A 20,979-nucleotide genomic window follows, 5' to 3' on the forward strand; every position below is an offset into this window, starting at 1 on the left:
TTTTCGCTAAAAATCCGTGGCAAAATGGCGTTTGCTTTATCCCTTACGGAGACTTTTGAATGAACTTGAAAAAACCTTTAAACACATTACTTGCTGCAGTGATGGGTGCTGGCTTGCTATTGACCGGCACTGCAAACGCACAAAAATACCCTGATAAGCCAATTAGCTTAGTGGTTCCGTTTGCTGCTGGTGGTCCAACCGATACGATTGCTCGTCTACTGGCAACCCAAATGAGTAAATCCTTGGGTCAATCCGTGATCGTTGAAAACGTTCCCGGTGCTGGTGGTACCGTTGCTTCTGCGAAAGTTGCTAAATCCAAACCCGATGGTTACACCATTTACATCCACCACATGGGTATGGCCACCGCTCAAGCTTTATATGACAAGTTGCCCTACGATCCACTCAAAGATTTTGAGTACATCGGTCAAGTAGCTGATGTGCCAATGGTGCTCTTGGGTAGCAAAAACTTCCCACCGAATAACTTCAAAGAACTTGAGGCATACATTCGTGCTAACAAAGACAAGGTAACGATGGCCAATGCAGGTCCAGGTGCCGTGTCCCAACTGTGCGGACTGATTTTCCAGAGCCGTTTAGGTGTGCGTGTGACAACCGTTCCTTATAAAGGTACTGGTCCTGCATTGACTGACCTAGTTGGCGGTCAAGTGAACATTTTGTGCGACCAAACTACCCAAACCATTCCGTTCATCAAAGACGGCAAGGTTAAGGTCTATGGCGTAACTACTCCCAAGCGTCTTTCTGCCCTCCCCAATGTTCCAACCTTGGATGAGCAAGGCATGAAAGGCTTTGATGTGAAGGTATGGCATGGTATTTATGCACCCCTTGGCACACCAAAACCTGTTCTCGAGAAACTCAATGCTGCCCTCAAGAAGGCATTGACCGATCCTGATCTGAAGGCTCGCTTGGATTCTTCGAACATTGATATCGTTCCAGTTGCTAAGCAAAATGGTGAGTCACTCAAATCTCACTTGGATGCTGAAATCAACCGTTGGGGTCCAATCATTCGTAAAGCCAACATTCCTGATTAATTTGTTGCGCTTTCAATGAATCCAAGGCCGGTGCAAACCGGCCTTTTTATTTGGGAATTAGTCAAACATCCGACCGCGTTTGCGACGTGCCATCAAACTTGCATCAATACCCCATCCATCTGCATCCTCTGCTTGAGGTCTGCCCCAAATCACCCATCGAATACTCAGTCCAATTGCCCAGACTGCAAGAAATGGATCCAAGAGGTAATCCCATAAATTCATCGACTCATGCCAGTGAATGGACCAGGCAATCACGGCAATCGATAACATCAGGGCCTCCCAAGAGTGCTTGGCAAAGAAATAAATTGCAGCAACTAACAAAACTGTTCCTACGAAAACGCTGGAGTGATAGCCCCACGCATAGGGATCAAACATAGTAAATCCCAAAGCAAAGGGATAAAAGAGGATAGCTACCACTGCAATCAGAATTGGAGTAATGCTTGTAATTCGAAATGCATTCCACCCGGTCCATGTCAATACGATTAGTAGTAGACTCAAAATACTCAAATCACCGGTTACTCCCCGAATATAGGCAGCAAATGGCAAACTCCATGGGGCGCCAATTGCTGCAAACGGGGCAAGTAAAACGAGTGATGCAATGCTCACCAAGAGAAGTCCTGAAATAAACCCATGGCCGATATTGAGAGTGGCTCGAATCAGATGCAAAAAAATAATGCTGGTAATGAGACTAATCTCAATAAGCGGTAGTTGATGAATCAAGGTGGAGAAGGTCATGGGGTCTGATCCGTTTCTACTTTTATATGCTGGAGATACGACTGTAAATTACCAACATCCCAAAGAATTGACTTGATTCGCTTGCGATTCCAGGTATAGACCAGTAGGACTTGACCTTGTTGATTCAAACTCATATAGGGATATGAAAACTCCTCCTTGGGATTGGTCGTTGAGGCGGTCTCATCCTCAAGCACCGCAATCGTCTTCCAGGGCGAGTAATTGCTCTTTGCCGGCTGACTGCTATCCATTTGAGTCTGGCTGGGCCATGATGCCGCAAGGACCAAGCGATGACGTCCATGTTCCAAATCGTTAAAGACCATCAAACGGGTTCGATCCGATAGCTCCACGCCGGTGATAGCTGCATTGGGATTGGGTAGACTTAAATCAGGCGCCAACTCCCAGCGCTCACCAGCGCTAGCGGTGTAGCTCACGGGTATTTGCTTAGCCCCCGTGCGGCGGGCTTGACGAAAATAAGCGCTCGCATGCTTGCCATCATCGATAAAGACAATGGGCTGTAAAGTACCGCGACCCGAGGTCATCCGTCGTTTGTCCAGCATCTGACCGGACGGATTAAGCCGCAATAACTCACCATATTTACCGATCCACTCGTGATAGACCGGGATTCCCATGGTGCCGTCCGCAAACAAAAACCCAGAACCCTTCACTAAAGTACTGAGGTTGACTAAGGGTGTGGTAATGAGTCGTTTGGGTCCAGTCCAAGTCAATCCATCATCATCAGAATGCATCACACTGATGGAGCTACCGGCCCAACCACCGATCGATACTGCCACCACATAAAGCTGCAGTTGGCCGTTGATATTACGCATGGGCACAGGATTACCAAGTTTGGCAATGTATCGTCCGAGACTTGCTTGCGCGCCCTCTCGATCAAGGACCACGCTCGCTGGCCCCCATTGCTTGGTTATCGAATCCCACACCGCACTCAGAATCACCACATCGGCCGCACCCTCTCGGGAACCTGCAAACCAAAACGCGCGCCAGTTTCCATCCTTTAACGGAATGACGCTCGCCGCATGCACCGATGGTCTAGTCGTGTCAGGCAACCACTCCGTCAATCCATGCAATATAAGGGGGGTTGAGGCCGGCTTCGTTTTAAGTGTCGATGGGCTAGCAACACTAGTTACGTCTTTGCTAGTTTCTTCAACCGGCACCTGAAAATCCGCCCAGGCCGGATGCTCATCCAACTGAAAATACGCCATTGCGGTTGCCACGATTAGGAATACAAATGCAAGTACCCGCATCATCGGCATGCATCTTTCTCTGTGCCGGTATCCTTACCGATATTAAACGGGGCAAATAAGATGTACTCTTTCACGAAGAGATTGTCGCTCACTTGACCCAATAGCATCGCCTTGATCTCATCGGATGAGTGTCGGGCACGCATCTCAAGGCGCTCACCAATCACCTCGCAATCGGGGCAAGGGACAAACTTAGCATTCACCGGAGCCTGGACTGCAAAATAGGCATAGCGATTGGCTAGCTGGGTGAGGTTTTTAGCTTCACTTGCAGGATAGCCCTTGATTTCAGCACCTGGAATCAAAAAGCGGTACTCCTCATCCTTGGCCCGAAAGTCACAAGGGAACCATACCGTTTTACCTTGAAGTGCGGCAATGGTTTTCGTATCAAAGCGCCCTGCGGCTCCATCGAGTGGCATGATGCTACTACTTAAAGATAGAACGGTAAGAAAACAAGCTAGCAGCGTTGCTGTTTTGGTAAAACGAATCTGAAATAGCCCAAGCAAAACAATGGCAATTGCACCGAGAAGCAAGAACCAATGCCATATTGGATAGGACCAAAGATGGATATTCCAAGAGAGCCATGCTAGAGCCACCAAGACAATACCCTGCAATAGCAAGCCAATCCAGAAGGTCCAGCGATTAAGTTGCTGCCAATGTATAGCCAATAAGATGGCAATCGCTGGCATGATCGGCAACAAATATCGACCAGAACGTTGACTTGGTAGAGAAAAGATAATGAAGAACACCGCGATCCAAATCCACAGCAACTTTTCTTCAGTGCTGATTGGCTTGCGATCACGGATTGCCAGATAAAAAAGATTAAATACGGCGAATGCTAAAAATCCGGCATTTGCTACCCCAGTCACTAAGAGCATGCCCACGCTATCCCCACCCCAGGCAAAGTCTTTCAGGTAACTCGTATTCCTGGCAGCAAACTTACCTGCATTCTCACCAATCACGAATTCATTCCAGATCGCCAAGGGATCGGGATCGAATACAAACCACAGAGCAAATAAACCCAATGCAATCAGGCTGATCGAAATCACTTTGAGAAGGTCGCGCTGGATGCATTCTATCACCCGACGATCGCGCCATTGCCAATACCAGAGAGTTAATACCAGGCAGGCAGGAACAATATACGCCACCGACTTATAGAGTAGTGCGCAACCAAAGGCAAACCCTGTAATGAAAGGAAATACCAATTTAGACTCAGTGAGCCGCTTACCATTAATCAGTAGCAGAAAAAATGGGAGAGAAAGCCAAAAAATCTCTGGGGGTTCGGCTAGATAAGGACGCCCATAACGATAGGTATTAAAGAAGGCAAGCCAAATAACCCCTGCCAATACTCCAGCCGAGAGATTTTTACTCATTGCGACTGCACTCAACACAATTAGGAGGGCAGTAAGTGCGGTGTACAACAAACTTGGCCAACGCAAATTGAAGAGCGACCATGCCTTGCCATGATCGGTTGAGAGCATCCCCTGCCAGAACAACAATGGTGGCTTAGTATTTTTGATACCGACCATGTCTGACTGCAGCGGCAACCATGCATCGGATGCATTGGTCATACGGACAATATGGGCGTAGGGGTACTCATCGCCATTCTTGGGCGCGAAACGACTATCGACCCCATAAAAATAGGTAACGCACGCCAAAACAAGTCCAAACAGAATCGAAGGAATGGAGATGGGCGCTTGCATAGCCGATAGTTTATTAGCCTACCATTTAGGACTCTTGAATTCCTGAATATATTTGCATTAAAACTAGGGAAAACCTTAATCCCAGGACATCCTCTGGGTTATATCATTATGACTAATAGGTATTAAATAGATGAGACATTCCCCAAAAAATTGCCTATCCATCATTTAATATCACAAAAGCTTTTTGTTGTTCGCATGAAAACCAATGGAGATTATCAAAATGCACTTTCCATCTGCACATAAGCTCAAAGTCATGGGGCTTAGCATCGGCACCTTAGGTCTACTATCTCTTAGTAGCTTGGCGGTTAGCCAAACCAGTCCAGCCAATATCAATCAACTTTCCTTGGCGGCTACCTGCGCCAATTGCCATGGCACGAATGGGGTTGGCGTTCCAAATGCAGGGATGCCACAAATTAATCATTTAACGCCCGATGCGATGTTGACTCAACTCAAAGCCTTTAAGAGCGGTGCTCGTTCGGGAACGATCATGCACCAATTAACTAAAGGCTATACCGATGAGCAACTCCAAACCATTGCCAATGTGCTTGGCAAAAAATAATTGAGGATAAAAAAATGGATCGTCGTCACTTTCTAGGTGTTAGTTCAGCTGCTTCTCTCGGTGTGTTAGCTGGTTGCGCAAGCAGTCCTCCTGTCAATATCAGCAAAGCCAATGTGGTGGTCGTTGGCGGTGGTTATGGTGGAGCAACAGCCGCTAAGTATGTGCGGATGTTCTCAAACAATACTGCTCAAGTTACCTTAATTGAACCCAATCCTGAGTTCATTTCTTGCCCATTGTCGAACCTAGTCGTTGGTGGCCACACCACCATTGCCAATATCTCGACCCCCTATGACAACTTAACAAAGCGTCACGGCATTAAGATTGTGAAGGATATGGTGGCCTCCATTGATCCGAAGCAAAAGACTATTCGTCTTGCCTCTGGCGGCTCAATGAAGTATGACAAGCTCATCCTATCACCTGGTATTGGTCTCATGATGGATACCATCAAAGGCTTGGATAAGGCTAACCAAGAAGGGGTTACGGTCCAAGCATGGAAAGCGGGCGCTGAAACCGTCTTGCTTCGCAAACAACTGGAGTCCATGAAAGATGGTGGCGTTTATGCCATCTCCATTCCGATGGCACCGTATCGCTGCCCTCCCGGACCTTATGAGCGGGCCTGCCAAGTCGCCAGTTACTTTAAGCAATTTAAGCCAAAATCCAAGGTATTAATCTTGGATGCCAACGATGACGTGACCTCCAAAGGTGGCCTATTTAAGAAAGCCTGGGCGTCGATGTACCCCGGCATGATTGAATACCGTCCCAAGCACAACGTGATTGCAATTGATTCCAAGACTAAAACACTGAAATTTGATGTTCAGGATGATGTCAAGGCTGACGTTCTAAACGTACTTCCTCTCATGCGCGCTGGTGACATTGCCATAAAGACTGGCATAGCCAACTCGAATGCCCGGTGGGTGAATGTCAATTACATCAATTTTGAATCCACTGCCGCCAAAGACATTCATGTTCTTGGTGACTCGATTCAGGTTGCGCCACTCATGCCTAAATCAGGCCATATGGCGAACTCGCATGCAAAGGTTGCGGCAGCGGCTGTGGTTGCTGAGCTCGGTGGCTTTGAAATTAATCAAGCGCCTGTGCTCACCAATACCTGTTATAGCTTCGTTAATGCCGATGAGGTGGTTCACGTTGCTAGCGTCCATCAGTACGATGCCAAAGATAAGACCTTCAAGACCGTTCCCGGCTCCGGCGGTCTATCACCAGCCCCGACTAAGCTCGAGGGAGTCTATGCCTGGGGTTGGGCTCGCAACATTTGGGCAGACAGCCTGGGTTAATCAACCACCTGCCTTTGGAAAAGCCAAGCAATTCTGCTTGGCTTTTTTATTAGCCCCGACCGAATGGGCCATTTAATTGAATCGTGGTCCAGTTAAGAAGCATAGCCACCGACACCCAGGCGAGGTATGGCAGCATCAAGAGGCTTGAGATGGGTGAGTATGAGCGGGTAGCGAGCACAATCGCTAATACCGAGAGCCATAGCCCAACCGCTTCAATCAAAGCCCAATCTGGTCGCTGCATCCGAAAATAAAGCACGCTCCAGATGAAATTGAATAGGCCATTCACGATGAAGAGAATGACCAACATGCGAATAGTTTCTTGATTGGGCGCGCGATGATACGCCATCACGAATGCAGCACCTGCAAGAATAAAAATGGTGGACCACATGGGACCAAATACCCAATCGGGCGGTTTCCAGGCCGGCTGCTGGAGGCTTTTGTACCACTCACCAATATCGGTTGCCCATGCTCCAGCTAATGCAAGTACTAAACCCCAAACAACAGCAAAAATGATTGGCTTATAGTGCGCAAACCATTCTGCACTCATACCTTCGCCATACCCAAAAGGTGGGCCATGTCTTTAAAGAAGATTTTGATGTGGGCCATGGGGTCTTTGCGAACTAATTTCTTATACATATACGACTCAAAGGTTAAACGTTGAACGTCTTTATCTTCGCACATTTTGACAAAACGCTCACGCCGCTTATCGTTGCCGTACCAAAAGCGTTGCATGATCCCCAGAACCAGAAATACTGTACCGTGCTCTTTCATGAAGCGCTTGCGTGCTTGGGCTAAGGCTTTGACATTCCCGGTCACCAATAACTCATGCACCGACTCAGCCGCTAATCGACCGCCCACCATGGCGTAATAAATCCCCTCTCCAGATGCGGGAGCAACAACTCCGGCGGCATCGCCAGCCAAAATCACATCCCGATTGTTATCCCATTTTTTAAGAGGCTTCATGGGCAACGGTGCACCTTCATGACGGAGTAACTCAGTATTTTCTAAATTAGTCAATTTCTTGAGTTGGCCAACGGCACTGCGTAATGAAAACCCTTTGTCCGCACTGCCAGTGCCAATGCTCATGGTATTGCCATGAGGAAAGATCCAGCCATAGAAGTCGGGGGATAGCGTTCCTTGATAAAACACATCGCACCGTGATCCGTCATAACCCTGAGGCGGTGCCTCAGGTACTCGAACAATCTCGTGATAAGCAAATACGTAATCGACGTCTTTAGCCCCTGGGATTGCTTGGCGACCTACACCCGATTTCGCGCCGTCAGCGCCAATAATGGTCTTGGCACGAACCGCCCCAGTCTTCTCTGGCTCCGATCGATTGGCTGAGTGAATTCGATAGTGAACAATGGCAGTACCATCGGTATCGCGTGTGATCTTCTCAAAAATACCAGTACGACGTGTGGCGCCATCATTGGCCGCACGAACGCGTAACCATTCATCAAATTGATCACGATCGACCATTCCCACAAAGCCGCCATCAATCGGGATATCTACTTGGTTATTTTTTGGTGAGATCATACGGGCTGAACGGGCTTTAGCCACCAATAACTCATCAGGAATCCCAAAGTCTTTAATCAGACGCGGAGGAATTGCGCCACCACAGGGTTTGATTCGCCCTGCACGATCAAGCAATAAGACGGTGTGTCCCATTTTGGCAAGATCGCCTGCGGCAGTGGCCCCTGCGGGCCCACCACCAACGACCACTGCATCAAAGGTTTCTAGGGTACTCATGATGATCCTCCACGGGAAATAAGCTGACAAGGGATTGATGATTCAAGCGACTGGGATTTGGAAATACGTTCAATGGGTCGGATATAAAACGACAGGATGGCAGCAGCCATAAATAAAATAGCTTCAATGAAGAACACACTTGCATAGGCTGTCACTGGGTCACCCAATAAATAGCGCGCAAGATCGCTTGCTCCGGTCCCTAAAATACCACCGAGACCAAAGGCAATCGCTTGCGCTGCGCCCCAAACGCCCATGCGAACACCCTCGCGACGCTCCCTGCCCATGCCGGCAAACTGCATCATGGAGCCAATCGCTGCGATTGAAAACGCGCCGTTGGATAAACCCAATATAAATACCGTGCTAAAAAATGGCCAACCGGGGCCCACTAATCCAGACATCACCAAACTCAACATGGCGAGCGATGAGGCAATACAACCGCCCACCGTCCACATCCGCAGGGACGATAAATTGGGATTCTTACTTCTACTCGTAACAAATCCACACAAAAGCATTCCACAAAGTACGCCCGCGTGTTGAAGGCCCGATAGGCTCGTCGTTTCTCCAGGCATTAAACCAAATGCGGTACCTGCAAATGGCTCCAAGATCAGATCTTGCGAGCTATATGCCAACATTGAGATAAAGACAAATACGGTAAAGCGCCGTACCCGGGACTCTTGCCATACTTCCGCTAAGGCCTCTTTAAAGCGCAGTTTAGGTTCATTGGCGTTTTGTGCTGCTTGCGCCAACGATTTAGGCTCAAGCCCATGCAGGGCAATGAAGCTGACGACTAAGGCTAAGCACGACACCCCAAGCGAAACCATAATGAGGCGTTCAAAGGAAAATGGGTCGAGTAGTTTTCCGCTAATCCCCGCTGTCATGGCAAAGCCAAAGATCATCATGAGCCAAACACAGCTTGCGGCGGCGGCTTTGCGCTTTTCGTCCACGCGTTTTGCTAGGAGTACCAGTAAAGCCGTACCACTTGCGCTTACTCCTAAACCAATCATCATGAAGGCAATGAAAGCAAGGCTAATACCCCAACTGACATCACGACTCATTAGAGCTACTGCACTTGCCGCTAACACTCCACCGCTCGCCAGTACTAACATCCCACCCTGAATCCAGGGCGTTGAACGGCCACTGCGATCCGATCCAAAACCCATGCGGGGTCGAATAAATTGCACTAGATAATGCATTGCTACTAGTAATCCAGGCAGTAAGGCAGGAAGCGCGAGCTCAATCACCATCACTCGGTTCAAAACCGATGTGGTCAGAACCACGACTGCGCCTAAGGAGGCTTGTACAAGCCCTAAACGAGCAATCCCAAACCAATTGAGGGTGGTCGAATGTTGAGTCATACTGATCGACCCACCGCAAAGGCACTAATCATCATGCCACTCACAAATAATGGGACCCCAAAGCCGCTGAGGAATAAGGCCCTCTTGACCGGGTCTTCTAGGAAATACTTCATCATGAGCAATTGCGCAATGATTAAGACTAAGATAGCCAATGCATGAAATGAGCTGCCATGCCAGTATAAGAATCCAACCACCAAATATTGCGGGACGATCATCATCAAGCAGGCATTCCATGCTGCTCCGTTAATACCCAATTGCACGGGCAATGAACGCACGCCCATTTGGCGATCGCCCTCAATCGACTTAAAGTCGTTCAAGGTCATAATGCCGTGCGCGCCAATGCTATAAAGCAGTGCTAAGGTTATCGATGCAGTTGATGGAAATACATCCCCCAACATCACTGCAGAACCAGTAAACCATGCAAGGCCTTCGTACGATAATCCGCAAGCTGCATTCCCCCACCAGCCATTTTGTTTGAGGCGCAACGGTGGTGCACTATATGCCCAAGCTAAGAGCAGGCCAATCAAGGTAGCAACAAATGCCCAGGGGCTAATCCACCATCCCACGAGCAGCGATAAACTGGTCCAAAGAATGGCAATGTATAGGCCCCAGCGTCCCGGCATGCGTCCTGACGGAATCGGACGATTGGGCTCATTAATCGCATCAACATGTCGATCAAACCAATCATTAATTGCCTGGCTAGTGGCGCATACCATCGGGCCGGCTAACAGAACACCGGCGAGTAAGATCTGCCAACGCTCTGTCATTGCCACACCGGTTGCAATGACTCCACAGGCAAATGCCCACATGGGTGGAAACCACGTAATGGGCTTGAGCAACTCCAAGATTGCCAATGGAGTTGGCCAGGACCGTTGAGAAGATTGGTTTAAGACCGAAGTCCCCATTTCCATAATCCATCCGTTGAAAATGGTAAGACCATCATGATGTGCTCGAGAATTGCAAGCGATAGTAAAGTCGCCAAAATGGTCGACGACGCAATTTGATATGCATTGGCATTCGCAGCAAATGCGTGTTGCCAAAGAGGTAATGCCGCCAAACACGCCAAAAGAATCGAAATTGGTAATAAGGGGTTCATCGCTCGCTTGGTGAAGTAACTATGCATGTATTGAAGATGCACGGGTAAGAACTTCTCGTTTAGATTCAACACCCCTAAAAACACATTGAGCTTAGCGCTTTGCCGCATTGCCCAGAGGATGAGGAAGGTCCATAAGCCCACTAAATTACTGCCACCCCACGTTGCGATTGCTACGGCAACTCCGAGAACAATTAGAGCCAATTCATGATGCGAGATGGTCTGAAACGCATAAAAAGCCTTACGCACACCCCTGCACTCAGCTGGGCATGGGGTGCGTCTGGAGCCAGTGACGTACCCCAATAAAAATCCAATCTCTTGCCAAGCCCAAACCAATAAAGCGCAAGTAAATCCGCAATACGCTCCAGCCACTGTATTGAGATTAGAACTGGTCTTTAGACCAACCAAGGCAAAGAGCAAAACCATGCCGCTCATCCAAAAAGTTGCCTGATGGGTCGAGCGTGGACGTTGATTAAGTAACAAAATGATTCCCGTACCAAACCACCATAAAAAGATGGTGTAGAGCATCGGAAAGAGAAAGCTACTCACGCTCATCGTTTGTTACCAGCTGGGGACCAAGCGAACATTACGGGGTAACTCATGGTTGTGCACGGGTAAGAAATAAGCGCGTGCAAAGACCAAACCGGCCCGCACTCCTAAGAGCGGTACCATGACTTTTGCCAAGAGACCACCACGGGCTTTATACACATCCATTTTTTGGAATAAAGCCAGCATACGGTTCATGCACTCGTAAAACCGAGGGTCATCTAAGTTCAAGGTGACGGGGAATACCTGTTTGGTAATCTCATTGGTAATCCGCAAGACCTTTTTGTCATAGTCAGTAGGTGAGATTTGCATTGCTTTATATAACTGTGGTCGTGAATGATCGCGGACATACATCGTGCTATAGACCGCTAAGCAAAAGAACCGAATCCAATATTTATTAAGCCCCGTTAATAAATGGGGATTAGCACGCATGATTAATGCAAAGGCTTCGCCGTGACGAAACTCATCATTGCACCACCTCTCAAACCACAAAAAGATCGGATGAAAACGGAGCTCTGGTTTTTTCTCAAGCTCCCGAAAGATCGTGATGTACCTGGCGTATCCAATCTTCTCGGAGAGATAGGTTGCATAGTAAATAAATTTTGGCTTGAAATATGTGTATTTTTTTGCCTTTGCCAAAAATCCGAGATCAATCCCAATATCAAAATCCTTGAGCCATTGATTAATAAAACCCGCATGGCGCGACTCGTCACGAGCCATATAGCCATAGAGCAACTTCATATCCTCATTTTTGACCTTACGCTTAATCTCGGCATACAAAATACATCCTGAAAACTCCGAGGTAATGGAGCTAATTAAGAAATCAACAAACTCGTCATAGAGTTCGGGATCCACATTGGAATAGTTCTTACTCATATCAGCAGGTCGCTGAAAATGATCTGAATTAATATCGGCTGCAAACTCAGCCATCAGAACATTCCATTCCGAGCGCAATGCATCAATGTTGGTGCGATCCACTTCGGCAAAGTCGGTGGTGTAAAACCGTGGACTCAACATGGCATCTTGCAATGCCCTCTTGGTTGAATCATTAATTTGCGGGGCCACTGGAATTTGATCTCGTAATAGGCTTTCTGCGGACTCCATGTATTTCTCCAATATCAACGTTGTTGGATTTGATTTGCATCCGTCCGAAGAAGGCGTGCAAAATGCTGCGAATTAATCACCCCAAAGGACTCCAAATCAATCATGCGTCCTGTACTGGGGTCGGAAAGGGTCAAGCGCCCATCTTGACGGGCAATTAGCTCAAATGGAGGTTCGCTTCCGATCTCACGACGCTTGCGCTCTTGCGCTAGGGTTCTTAAAGCCCCACGCACAAAGCCTGCCTCTCCAGTAATGACATCGACTTGCTGCTTCGTTTGATAATCCACTACTGTAATTGAGCCATCAGCGCGATCTTCAAACCGTAATTGTTTGATGAGTGCTGCGGGCGCATCGGGATACCGCACCATCTGTTGGGACTGCTGCGTTACCCAAGTAGCGAATACAACAAGCGCTCCAAGTGCGAGTGCGAGAACACTCGTTTTAGTCATTAAGGACGATGATGAACGACTCATGTGCGTGATTGAGAAACCTTTGCAATCGCCATACCCTGCCCATACGAACTAACTGGTGACTCGGACTGACCGATGGGCTGGGGGCGGAGTTCAACTTGATTCATCGTCGCCCAAGTATCTGCAAATAACTTAGCCACCTTGGCACCCTCTGGTACGCAGCGCAACATCGGCTCGGGGTGGGCTAACTTCCAGGCGCGGGCATGTGGCCACAGATGCAAGAACGGGATTTTGTCATCGGCATTGAGCTTGATGGGGATATCCGCACTACCATCAGGATAAATATGAACACCCGCTTGGGCCAAACGTTTGAGGGGTAAATTAAATGTAATCGTCAGCACAATCCCAATGCGCATCACCAAACGCCGATTGGTTAAGGTATACATCGTTGCATTCACTGACCAATAAGTAAGCAAGGCTAATAAAGTCAATGCGCAAAGCGACAATCCCAAGGCCCAAGCAAAGCCAGGCCATTCCTCAGCCCAGCCACCCGTAGAGCGACTAATCGCAATGATCTTGAGAACCACCATGGCAGAAAAGTAAAGCGCAAACCATTGCAAATGCGCCGCATGAAGTGCAAATGATTTGAGGTCTGGCTTTCCTTGCCACAGAATACGCTCGTTCTGAGGTAAAGGCTCAGGTAATCCGGGCTGTGCCTCGAACTCGTGCTCCGGGGATTGGTAGATCGTACTCATTCCAATTACACCAATGGCTCACTGCGCTCAGGGGTGGCATATAAAGTACCCGCCCCAAAGTACGCCATGATTTTCTCCTCTTCGAGCAGGGTGATTTGCTCCATGCTCTTGGTCGCGGGTACATTGGCAAAGTGCTTACCTAAGACCGCTTTCACAGATACCTGATTGCGACCGACCCGAGCAAAGTTCATGGGCAACAGTACGCGACGAGCACCTGCTTCTGGGGTGGTCTCGAGCTCAAGATACCGAATCATCATCTCCAGACGATCAACCCAAATCTCTTTAATGGTTCCACCGCGGACACCATCGGCGCCCACTACATTGAGACCACGCGGATCAATATCCTGTCTGGCCACACTAAAGTCACTCAACAAGCGCATTGGAAGAATGCGAGGACCACCTTCTGGCATATGATCGGGTACATCAGCACGATTGGCGTATGCGCCTGGGCCAATGCCATCGAGCATTGGGTTACCAGTTGGCTCAATCGGAGCGCCATTCATCCCATTCGCTGGTCTAGCAGCCAAACGCTCTAAGGGTTCATCACGGGGTACCGTGACATCGCCACCGAATTGGGTCTTAAAGGTTTTTGGCTTAGGCATCGCCGCAATGCCTTCGGCACGACGCACCTTACCCGCCTGATCGTACTCAAGCGGAAATCCCTCGCGTTTACTCTCAATGGTGAGGTAATAAATGAGGATAGCGAAGAAAACCCAAAATGCATACAGGGCTAATTGCGCGACATCCACGTATTGTGTAATTGCTCCAGTTCCCATAACGTACTCCCCTCTTTAACAATGAATTAGCTTGGAAACTCCGCTAATCCAAACTTCGAATCCGATAGCGTTGGCTTTGAACGTTTCATCATGACCAAAGGACCAATCGCAACTAAAGTTGCAAACAACAAAAATAGTTCAATGTGATACACAAAGCTATAACCCGTTCCTGGTGAAACTAAAACGGATCCAAGCGATCCCGATACAGCTAAGCTGGAAACCACATCCCGAATCACTCCACCCAAACCAATCGCTAAACCTGCTGCAGTAGCACTCACTGCACCCCAGGCACCAATAACTAGACCATTCATTCCTAAGGAATCAAAACTCATCGCGGTTGCTAAGGTGCTAACAGCAAATAATCCGCCACCAAAACCAATCAAGAATGCGCCAACTCGAAATAAATTAGGTGCGAGTAGTGGCTCAGAGAAGATGACACAGGTAAAAGCAAAGATCCCACACAGAGCGCCAATCGCAGCCAAGCGGTGCGAATCAATTTGACGATTTAGGACCTTGGCTGCCAACATAAATGCCAATAAGGCCCCGATTGAGGTCAAGCCGGTTAACAAGGTGGTAGCACTCACCGACAGATGAAGCACTTCGGCCCCATAAGGCTCTAAGATGATGTCTTGCATGCTAAAGGCTGCGGTTCCCATCCCTAAAGCAATCAAGAAACGAATGACCTTGTCTTGCTTGGCAAATTGATTCCAAGATTCTTTAAAACAAGTGATTGGCTCTTGACGGAGCTGCTCCTTCGTCTTCGGCTGGCGCGCCTCTTGCTTCCACAGCGCCATCAGATTTAGTACCATCGTCAGGGCTGCGGCGCCCTGCACCACTTGAATCAAACGCAGTGGTGAGAAGTTCGTTAGCAATAGTCCAAATATCACGCTACTGAAGACCATACCGACTAGGAACATCACATACATCAGGGCCACAACTCGAGGACGGGATTCCGTCGTTGCTAAATCGGAGGCCAGCGCTAAGCCTGCCGTTTGGGTAATTTGCATACCCGCACCAACCAATAGGAACGCCAGTGCTGCAGCAATGTAACTAAACCAGTGGGGCCAATTAGAATCGCCAGACAATAAGATCAAAGAGAATGGCATGATGGCAAGACCGCCGAACTGTAACCAACTCCCTAGCCAAATATACGGAACGCGCTTCCAACCCAAAAAGGAGCGGTGGTGATCGCTCTTAAATCCCACTAGTGCGCGAAATGGTGAAAACAATAAAGGGAGTGCCACCATCAACGCGACGAGACTTGCGGGCACGCCCATCTCGACGATCATGACGCGATTGAGAGTACCGATCAGCATTACAGTCGCCATCCCTACTGATACTTGGAACAATGCCAAACGAAGCCATTTACTTAAAGGTAAATCCTTGGTTGCCACATCAGAAAAAGGCATGAACCGTGGCGAGATTCGTCGCCAGGCCGAGAAAAGATTAAGGTTCATCACTCGCATCATCGACTTAGTACCATCGCCTGCGAAATATAAAACCCGCGTGCAATCTTTTGGGTCGCATCAATCTTCCAGGTACTCAGATCAGGCTCGCGTGTAATTAACTTCGCCAGCGTTTGCTCAGCAACTGGCTCAATAAAAGGTGCACGATCACCGCGTGGAAATAAACGTCCTACGGCAATCATGGTGGATAAAAATGGGTTCTTAGGTGCAAACGTGAATGCAATACGTTGCCGAGTCCGTTGCGCGAGTCCTGCAAGCGCCGTCGTAATATCGCGGCGATGGTAATGAATCATGGAATCCATACAAACCACGTGATCAAAATCACCCAAGGACGGGTCTAACATGTCCCCAGCAAAGAACTCAATTGAGCCCTGACCCAAGTCCGTCGGTAAGCGCTCGCGTGCCAAGTCAATCAAGGTTGGCGAGATATCGGTGGCCATCACTTGCGCACCGCGCTTGGCCAATTCGACCGCGAGTGCACCGGTCCCACAACCCGCATCCAAAACCCGCTGTCCATGGAGGTCATTAGGCAAGTAACTTAGAAGGACATTGCGCATCTCATCGCGCCCTGCCCGTACGGTTTTACGAATACCACTGACTGGTGCAGTGGAGGTTAATTTTGCCCAGGCATCAAACGCAGTACGGTCAAAGTACTGCTGCAACTGACTGCGTTTTTCAAGATACGAATGCTCCTGCATGGCGAGCCCCTAATTAATCAAATCCCAAGAGATCGAAAATGTCACGATCCTTCATAGGTACTGCTGGCAGAGGATCTGCGCCAGCCCAGAGGGCTGCTGCTAAACGCAGGTACTCTTGCTGTACTTTGTCGAGCTCTGGCGATTGCTCCATCTCAAAGAGCGTTGATTTCTTTAAGCGGCTTCGACGAATCACATCCAAATCTGGAAAATGGGCCATCGTTTTGAGGCCCACTTTTTCATTGAACTTATCAATCTGATCGGTACCGGCACTGCGATTAGCAATCACACCGCCTAAGCGCACGTTATAGTTTTTAGCTTTAGCACCAATCGCTTGCACAATACGATTCATCGCAAAGATTGAATCAAAATCATTAGCCGTAACGATCAGGGCACGATCCGCATGCTGTAAGGGTGCTGCAAAACCACCGCATACTACATCGCCCAGTACATCAAAAATGACCACATCGGTATCGTCAAGTAAGTGATGTTCTTTGAGTAATTTGACAGTCTGTCCCACCACATATCCACCGCAGCCAGTTCCTGCTGGAGGGCCACCGGCTTCAACGCACATGACACCGTTATAGCCTTCGTAGACAAAGTCCTCGACGCGTAACTCTTCCGAATGAAAATCGACCTTCTCTAAGACATCAATCACGGTAGGCATCAATTTTTTGGTGAGCGTGAAGGTGGAATCGTGCTTTGGATCGCAGCCGATCTGAATCACACGCTTACCTAATTTGGAGAAGGCTACCGAGAGATTCGAGGAAGTAGTGCTCTTGCCAATTCCGCCTTTCCCATAAACCGCAAAAACTTTTGCTTTCCCAATCTTTAAATTGGGGTCAAGTTGGACTTGAACACTACCCTCTCCGTCCGCTCGCCGTGGTTTCATCTCACTTACGGGAATATTGACTACGTTCATAACATGGCTCCAGTGCGCTTAGCGTCCAAAATGGGCTTTTGCGTCGTACAAAGTTTCTAAAGAAATCGTTGGTAAACCGCGCTCAATCGCAAAGCGCTCGGTATTGCGTTTTGCCTTACCGCGCACAAAAAATGGGATCTTATTTAATTCTCTCTGTGCCTCTGGCTCCCACACACTCTCTGTGACTGGTGCGCCATTAGCAACCGCTACCTCAGGAACCGGTGTGGGTTCAGACGCGACATTCGCTTCATTCGCAGGAGTGCGCTGATGTCCATGGCCCAAGTGTGACGGGGCTGCGCCATCATGAAACTCAAAGTCCTCACGGAACATACCAATCAAGTGCTCCTCTAAGCCCATCATTAATGGATGGACCCAGGTATCAAAGAGAACATTGGCCCCCTCAAACCCCATTTGTGGCGAATAACGTGCCGGGAAGTCCTGCACATGAATTGGTGCTGAGATGACGGCACACGGAATCTTCAGACGTTTTGCAATGTGGCGCTCCATCTGACTACCCAAAATCAACTCGGGCTGTAATTCGGTAATACGCTGCTCGACCTCTAGGTAATCATCTGTAATCAAGGCTTCAATACCGTACTGACTTGCAGCCTCTCGTACTTCCCTAGCTAACTCTCGACTATAGGTACCAAGACCAACGACTTGGAAGCCCATTTCCTGCGACGCGACTTTTGCAGCTGCAATTGCATGGGTTGCATCACCAAAAATAAAGACGCGTTTATTGGTTAAATAGGTTGAGTCAACCGACAAGGCGTACCAGCGAGCACGCGAACGTTTAGTCAGCTCCTCGATATCACAATGGATTTGTGCAAGCGTACACACTTCCTCAATGAAAGCTCGTGTTGCATTAAATCCGATTGGGATGGTTTTCGTACTGGGTTGCCCGAAGTTTTTACTTAACCACTGGGCTGCACTATTAGCCACCTCGGGATAGAGCACCACGTTAAAGTCTGCCTCATGCAAGCGTGAAATGTCTTCAGGTTTAGCACCCAAGGGTGCGACAACATTGACTCTCACACCAATCTGTCGTAGTAGCTTCCGAATTTCCACCAAATCATCGCGATGCCGAAATCCCAAAGCAGTTGGCCCCAAGATATTGCAACTCGGTGGCAATCCAGGGGCTCGTGGTTTGCGCTTCTCTCCTGGAGGTAAAACGTAATCTTTACCTAACAAGCGCACCATTTGATAGAAAGTTTCCGCTGCGCCCCAGTTCTCTTTCTTTTGGTAGGCAGGCAATTCCAATGGCAATACAGGAACCGATAACTGCAGTGCAGCTGCTAATCCACCCGGATCATCCTGAATCAATTCAGCGGTACACGATGCACCAACCATAAGTAGGTCTGGCTTAAAGCGTGCATATGCAGAACGTGCCGCATCTTTGAACAACTCAGCGGTATCCCCACCAAGGTCTCGAGCCTGAAAGGTGGTGTAGGTCACCGGTGGGCGCTTGTTCATGCGCTCGATCATGGTAAAGAGCAAGTCCGCATAGGTATCACCTTGCGGTGCATGCAAGACGTAATGCACTCCCTCCATCGCAGTAGCAATGCGCATCGCGCCAATGTGCGGAGGTCCTTCGTAGGTCCAGAGCGTTAATTTCATGAGCTCCCCTAAGCCGCCAATTTAGTTCTGCGCACCAATGGCCGCGCAAAGAGTTCGGCCAGATCCGCTGCTTGATCAAATCCTTGAATCGGTGTGAACACCAATTCAATCGACCACTTCGTGGTCAGCCCTTCAGCCTCGAGTGGATTTGCTAAACCTAAGCCACAAACCACCATGTCGGGGCGATAAGTACGGCAGCGATCCAATTGCTTCTCCACATCCTGCCCTTCGGATAGGCTCACTTCGGTTGGCAATAACGCCAGTTCCTCCGCCAGATGTTGGCGATGGATATAGGGCATCCCAATTTCGGTCAGCTGCATGCCCAGTTCGCGGTGCAAGAATCTCGCCAGTGGGATTTCCAATTGCGAGTCTGGAAAGAAAAAGATTGAGCGGCCGTTGAGTACTTGCCGTTGGCGCTCAAGCGCCAAGTTTGCACGTTGACGCTTCGGCGCAATGACTGACTCAACGCGATTCGGATCGATTCCAAATGCCTTAGCTGCGGCAGCAAACCACGCCTCTGTCCCCTCAACACCAAGTGGGAATGGAGCCGGAATCCGCTTTGCGCCCAAATCATCGAGGACGCGCGCGGTATCGGTTAAGAATGGTTGCACCAGCAAGTACCGGGTATTCGGTCCTAGGCGCGGAATATCGCCCGATCGTCTTGGTGGGAAGAATGCATAGGATTCAATTCCCAGATCATTGAAGATACGGGAGAACTGATCCTCGACAATATCGGCCAAGCAACCAACGATCAAGAGGTCTACCTCCCTCTCTGTCGGATGCAGCTTTGCATGTTGCGGAATTTCTTTGGCAAGCGCGGCAAGGCAAGCGTCTTCACCTTGTGTGAAGGTGGTTTCAATTCCACTACCCGAGTAGTTGAGAATGCGCACGCGGGGTGTATACGTTTTACTTAAACGCTCAGCTGCGCGTGAGAGATCTAGTTTGATCACTTCGGACGGGCACGAACCCACCAAGAAGAGCATTTTGATATCGGGTCTGCGAGTGAGGAGTTGATTAACTACCCGATCAAGTTCCTCATTGGCATCGGCTAGTCCAGCTAAATCATGATCGTCAATAATCGCTGTGGCAAAACGTGGTTCTGCAAAAATCATCACGCCCGCAGCGGATTGCACCAAGTGAGCGCAGGTGCGAGAACCAACTACCAAGAAAAATGCATCCTGGATTTTGCGGTGTAGCCAAATGATGCCGGTCAGACCACAAAACACCTCGCGTTGACCACGCTCTTTGAGGATCGCGCGATCAGCCGAGTCACACGTATCGGTTGTGGGCTGCAAAGGAATCACGCGGTTCATGCCATCACCTGATCGGAGCGTTGACTTGACTCTTGCAAGCGAGCTTGGCGCAGCTTCCATAGAAACTGGGCGGCATTAATCACATACGCCAAATACGCCGATAAGGCCAATGCCATCAGTGCGCGAGGCTCTAAAAACCCAAACGTTAATGCAATTAAATAAGCGGTGTGCAATGCCAAAACCAGCATGCTAAACACGTCTTCCCAATAAAAAGCGGGTGCAAAAAGATACTTACCGAATACCTCTTTCTCCCAAATGCTGCCAGTGATCATGATCGTGTAAAGAATCAAGGTCTTGATCACGATCGAGACATTGGCGGCAAACTCACCCTGCCCCGTAGTTAAAAATCGAATCACCAAATACAGACTCACCAAGAAAATGACAAATTGCACAGGCGCCAAGATTCCCTGAACCAATGTCCATTTCGAACGATCACGACGCACTCGCTCTTCAGGTGTATAAAGGGGGTGAAATTGACTTGCCATGTGCTTTTTTCCTTACGCAGCCTGGCTCCTATATAAATATGTAAACCTAAGTTTACGCTTTTTTATGTAGACAAATCTAGGAATAAACCCTTATTAGTGTCAAAT

General features: G+C 48.8%; 21 protein-coding genes. 3 read left to right on the forward strand and 18 right to left on the reverse strand.

The window, feature by feature from the left end:
• The first annotated feature begins 59 nt into the window (after window positions 1-59).
• Entirely contained in the window at window positions 60-1,046 is a 987-nt protein-coding gene (locus tag QUE61_RS06920) for a Bug family tripartite tricarboxylate transporter substrate binding protein (RefSeq protein WP_286306513.1), read from the forward strand.
• Window positions 1,047-1,103: 57 nt separating this feature from the next.
• Here QUE61_RS06920 and QUE61_RS06925 read toward each other — a convergent pair whose 3' ends face one another.
• The 3 genes from QUE61_RS06925 to QUE61_RS06935 are packed head-to-tail and all read right to left on the reverse strand — an operon-like array spanning window position 1,104 to window position 4,740.
• Window positions 1,104-1,781 carry a hypothetical protein gene (locus QUE61_RS06925; RefSeq protein WP_286306514.1) on the reverse strand — a complete coding sequence of 226 codons (678 nt, stop codon included), beginning with the start codon at window positions 1,779-1,781 and terminating at the stop codon, window positions 1,104-1,106.
• Window positions 1,778-3,052, reverse strand: coding sequence for an exo-alpha-sialidase (locus QUE61_RS06930; protein ID WP_286306515.1), 1,275 nt, complete (start codon window positions 3,050-3,052; stop codon window positions 1,778-1,780). The genes QUE61_RS06925 and QUE61_RS06930 overlap by 4 nt, the downstream gene beginning before the upstream one ends.
• Window positions 3,043-4,740: an ArnT family glycosyltransferase gene (locus QUE61_RS06935; protein WP_286306516.1), complete on the reverse strand. Its 1,698-nt coding sequence runs from the start codon at window positions 4,738-4,740 to the stop codon at window positions 3,043-3,045. Before QUE61_RS06935 ends, QUE61_RS06930 begins: the two co-directional genes overlap by 10 nt.
• A gap of 220 nt (window positions 4,741-4,960) precedes the next feature.
• Between QUE61_RS06935 and QUE61_RS06940 the strand changes: the two genes are divergently transcribed.
• Both QUE61_RS06940 and QUE61_RS06945 read left to right on the forward strand, forming a co-directional pair.
• Window positions 4,961-5,299 (forward strand): c-type cytochrome, encoded by a 339-nt coding sequence (locus tag QUE61_RS06940; protein ID WP_286306517.1) that lies wholly within the window; start codon window positions 4,961-4,963, stop codon window positions 5,297-5,299.
• 14 nt (window positions 5,300-5,313) lie between these two features.
• Window positions 5,314-6,591 (forward strand): NAD(P)/FAD-dependent oxidoreductase, encoded by a 1,278-nt coding sequence (locus QUE61_RS06945; protein ID WP_286306518.1) that lies wholly within the window; start codon window positions 5,314-5,316, stop codon window positions 6,589-6,591.
• Window positions 6,592-6,640: 49 nt separating this feature from the next.
• Here the strand turns inward: QUE61_RS06945 and QUE61_RS06950 are convergent, their stop codons facing one another.
• From QUE61_RS06950 to bchF, 15 genes are read right to left on the reverse strand one after another with little or no spacing between them, the layout of a single operon-like run.
• Complete coding sequence (locus tag QUE61_RS06950) at window positions 6,641-7,138, reverse strand: TspO/MBR family protein (RefSeq protein WP_286306519.1); 498 nt, start codon at window positions 7,136-7,138, stop codon at window positions 6,641-6,643.
• On the reverse strand, window positions 7,135-8,340 hold the full coding sequence (locus tag QUE61_RS06955) for a geranylgeranyl diphosphate reductase (RefSeq protein ID WP_286306520.1): 1,206 nt from the start codon (window positions 8,338-8,340) through the stop codon (window positions 7,135-7,137). The genes QUE61_RS06950 and QUE61_RS06955 overlap by 4 nt, the downstream gene beginning before the upstream one ends.
• The gene (locus QUE61_RS06960; RefSeq protein WP_286306521.1) at window positions 8,337-9,695 is read right to left on the reverse strand and encodes a BCD family MFS transporter; all 1,359 of its coding nucleotides are present in this window, start codon (window positions 9,693-9,695) and stop codon (window positions 8,337-8,339) included. The genes QUE61_RS06955 and QUE61_RS06960 overlap by 4 nt, the downstream gene beginning before the upstream one ends.
• A complete protein-coding gene (gene chlG, locus QUE61_RS06965; RefSeq protein WP_286306522.1) occupies window positions 9,692-10,606 on the reverse strand; it encodes a chlorophyll synthase ChlG in 915 nt (304 codons plus the stop codon). The genes QUE61_RS06960 and chlG overlap by 4 nt, the downstream gene beginning before the upstream one ends.
• Window positions 10,582-11,343, reverse strand: a complete 762-nt coding sequence (gene puhE, locus QUE61_RS06970) for a putative photosynthetic complex assembly protein PuhE (RefSeq protein WP_286306523.1) — start codon at window positions 11,341-11,343, stop codon at window positions 10,582-10,584. Before puhE ends, chlG begins: the two co-directional genes overlap by 25 nt.
• A gap of 6 nt (window positions 11,344-11,349) precedes the next feature.
• On the reverse strand, window positions 11,350-12,438 hold the full coding sequence (acsF, locus tag QUE61_RS06975) for a magnesium-protoporphyrin IX monomethyl ester (oxidative) cyclase (protein WP_286306524.1): 1,089 nt from the start codon (window positions 12,436-12,438) through the stop codon (window positions 11,350-11,352).
• A 14-nt stretch (window positions 12,439-12,452) separates the two neighbouring features.
• Entirely contained in the window at window positions 12,453-12,908 is a 456-nt protein-coding gene (gene puhC / locus QUE61_RS06980; protein ID WP_286306525.1) for a photosynthetic complex assembly protein PuhC, read from the reverse strand.
• Window positions 12,905-13,600: a photosynthetic complex putative assembly protein PuhB gene (gene puhB / locus QUE61_RS06985; protein WP_286306526.1), complete on the reverse strand. Its 696-nt coding sequence runs from the start codon at window positions 13,598-13,600 to the stop codon at window positions 12,905-12,907. The genes puhC and puhB overlap by 4 nt, the downstream gene beginning before the upstream one ends.
• A 5-nt stretch (window positions 13,601-13,605) precedes the next feature.
• Window positions 13,606-14,376: a photosynthetic reaction center subunit H gene (gene puhA / locus QUE61_RS06990; RefSeq protein ID WP_286306527.1), complete on the reverse strand. Its 771-nt coding sequence runs from the start codon at window positions 14,374-14,376 to the stop codon at window positions 13,606-13,608.
• A 26-nt stretch (window positions 14,377-14,402) separates the two neighbouring features.
• Window positions 14,403-15,833 carry a BCD family MFS transporter gene (locus QUE61_RS06995; protein ID WP_286306528.1) on the reverse strand — a complete coding sequence of 477 codons (1,431 nt, stop codon included), beginning with the start codon at window positions 15,831-15,833 and terminating at the stop codon, window positions 14,403-14,405.
• 8 nt (window positions 15,834-15,841) lie between these two features.
• Window positions 15,842-16,540, reverse strand: coding sequence for a magnesium protoporphyrin IX methyltransferase (bchM, locus tag QUE61_RS07000; RefSeq protein ID WP_286306529.1), 699 nt, complete (start codon window positions 16,538-16,540; stop codon window positions 15,842-15,844).
• Between the two features lie 13 nt (window positions 16,541-16,553).
• Window positions 16,554-17,459: a ferredoxin:protochlorophyllide reductase (ATP-dependent) iron-sulfur ATP-binding protein gene (gene bchL / locus QUE61_RS07005; protein WP_286306530.1), complete on the reverse strand. Its 906-nt coding sequence runs from the start codon at window positions 17,457-17,459 to the stop codon at window positions 16,554-16,556.
• Window positions 17,460-17,477: 18 nt separating this feature from the next.
• Window positions 17,478-19,076, reverse strand: a complete 1,599-nt coding sequence (gene bchB, locus QUE61_RS07010) for a ferredoxin:protochlorophyllide reductase (ATP-dependent) subunit B (RefSeq protein ID WP_286306531.1) — start codon at window positions 19,074-19,076, stop codon at window positions 17,478-17,480.
• Between the two features lie 8 nt (window positions 19,077-19,084).
• Window positions 19,085-20,389, reverse strand: a complete 1,305-nt coding sequence (locus QUE61_RS07015; RefSeq protein ID WP_286306532.1) for a ferredoxin:protochlorophyllide reductase (ATP-dependent) subunit N — start codon at window positions 20,387-20,389, stop codon at window positions 19,085-19,087.
• Complete coding sequence (gene bchF, locus QUE61_RS07020; RefSeq protein ID WP_286306533.1) at window positions 20,386-20,874, reverse strand: 2-vinyl bacteriochlorophyllide hydratase; 489 nt, start codon at window positions 20,872-20,874, stop codon at window positions 20,386-20,388. Before bchF ends, QUE61_RS07015 begins: the two co-directional genes overlap by 4 nt.
• Window positions 20,875-20,979: the final 105 nt, after the last annotated feature.

Source organism: Polynucleobacter sp. HIN5 (assembly GCF_030297555.1).
GTDB lineage: Bacteria > Pseudomonadota > Gammaproteobacteria > Burkholderiales > Burkholderiaceae > Polynucleobacter.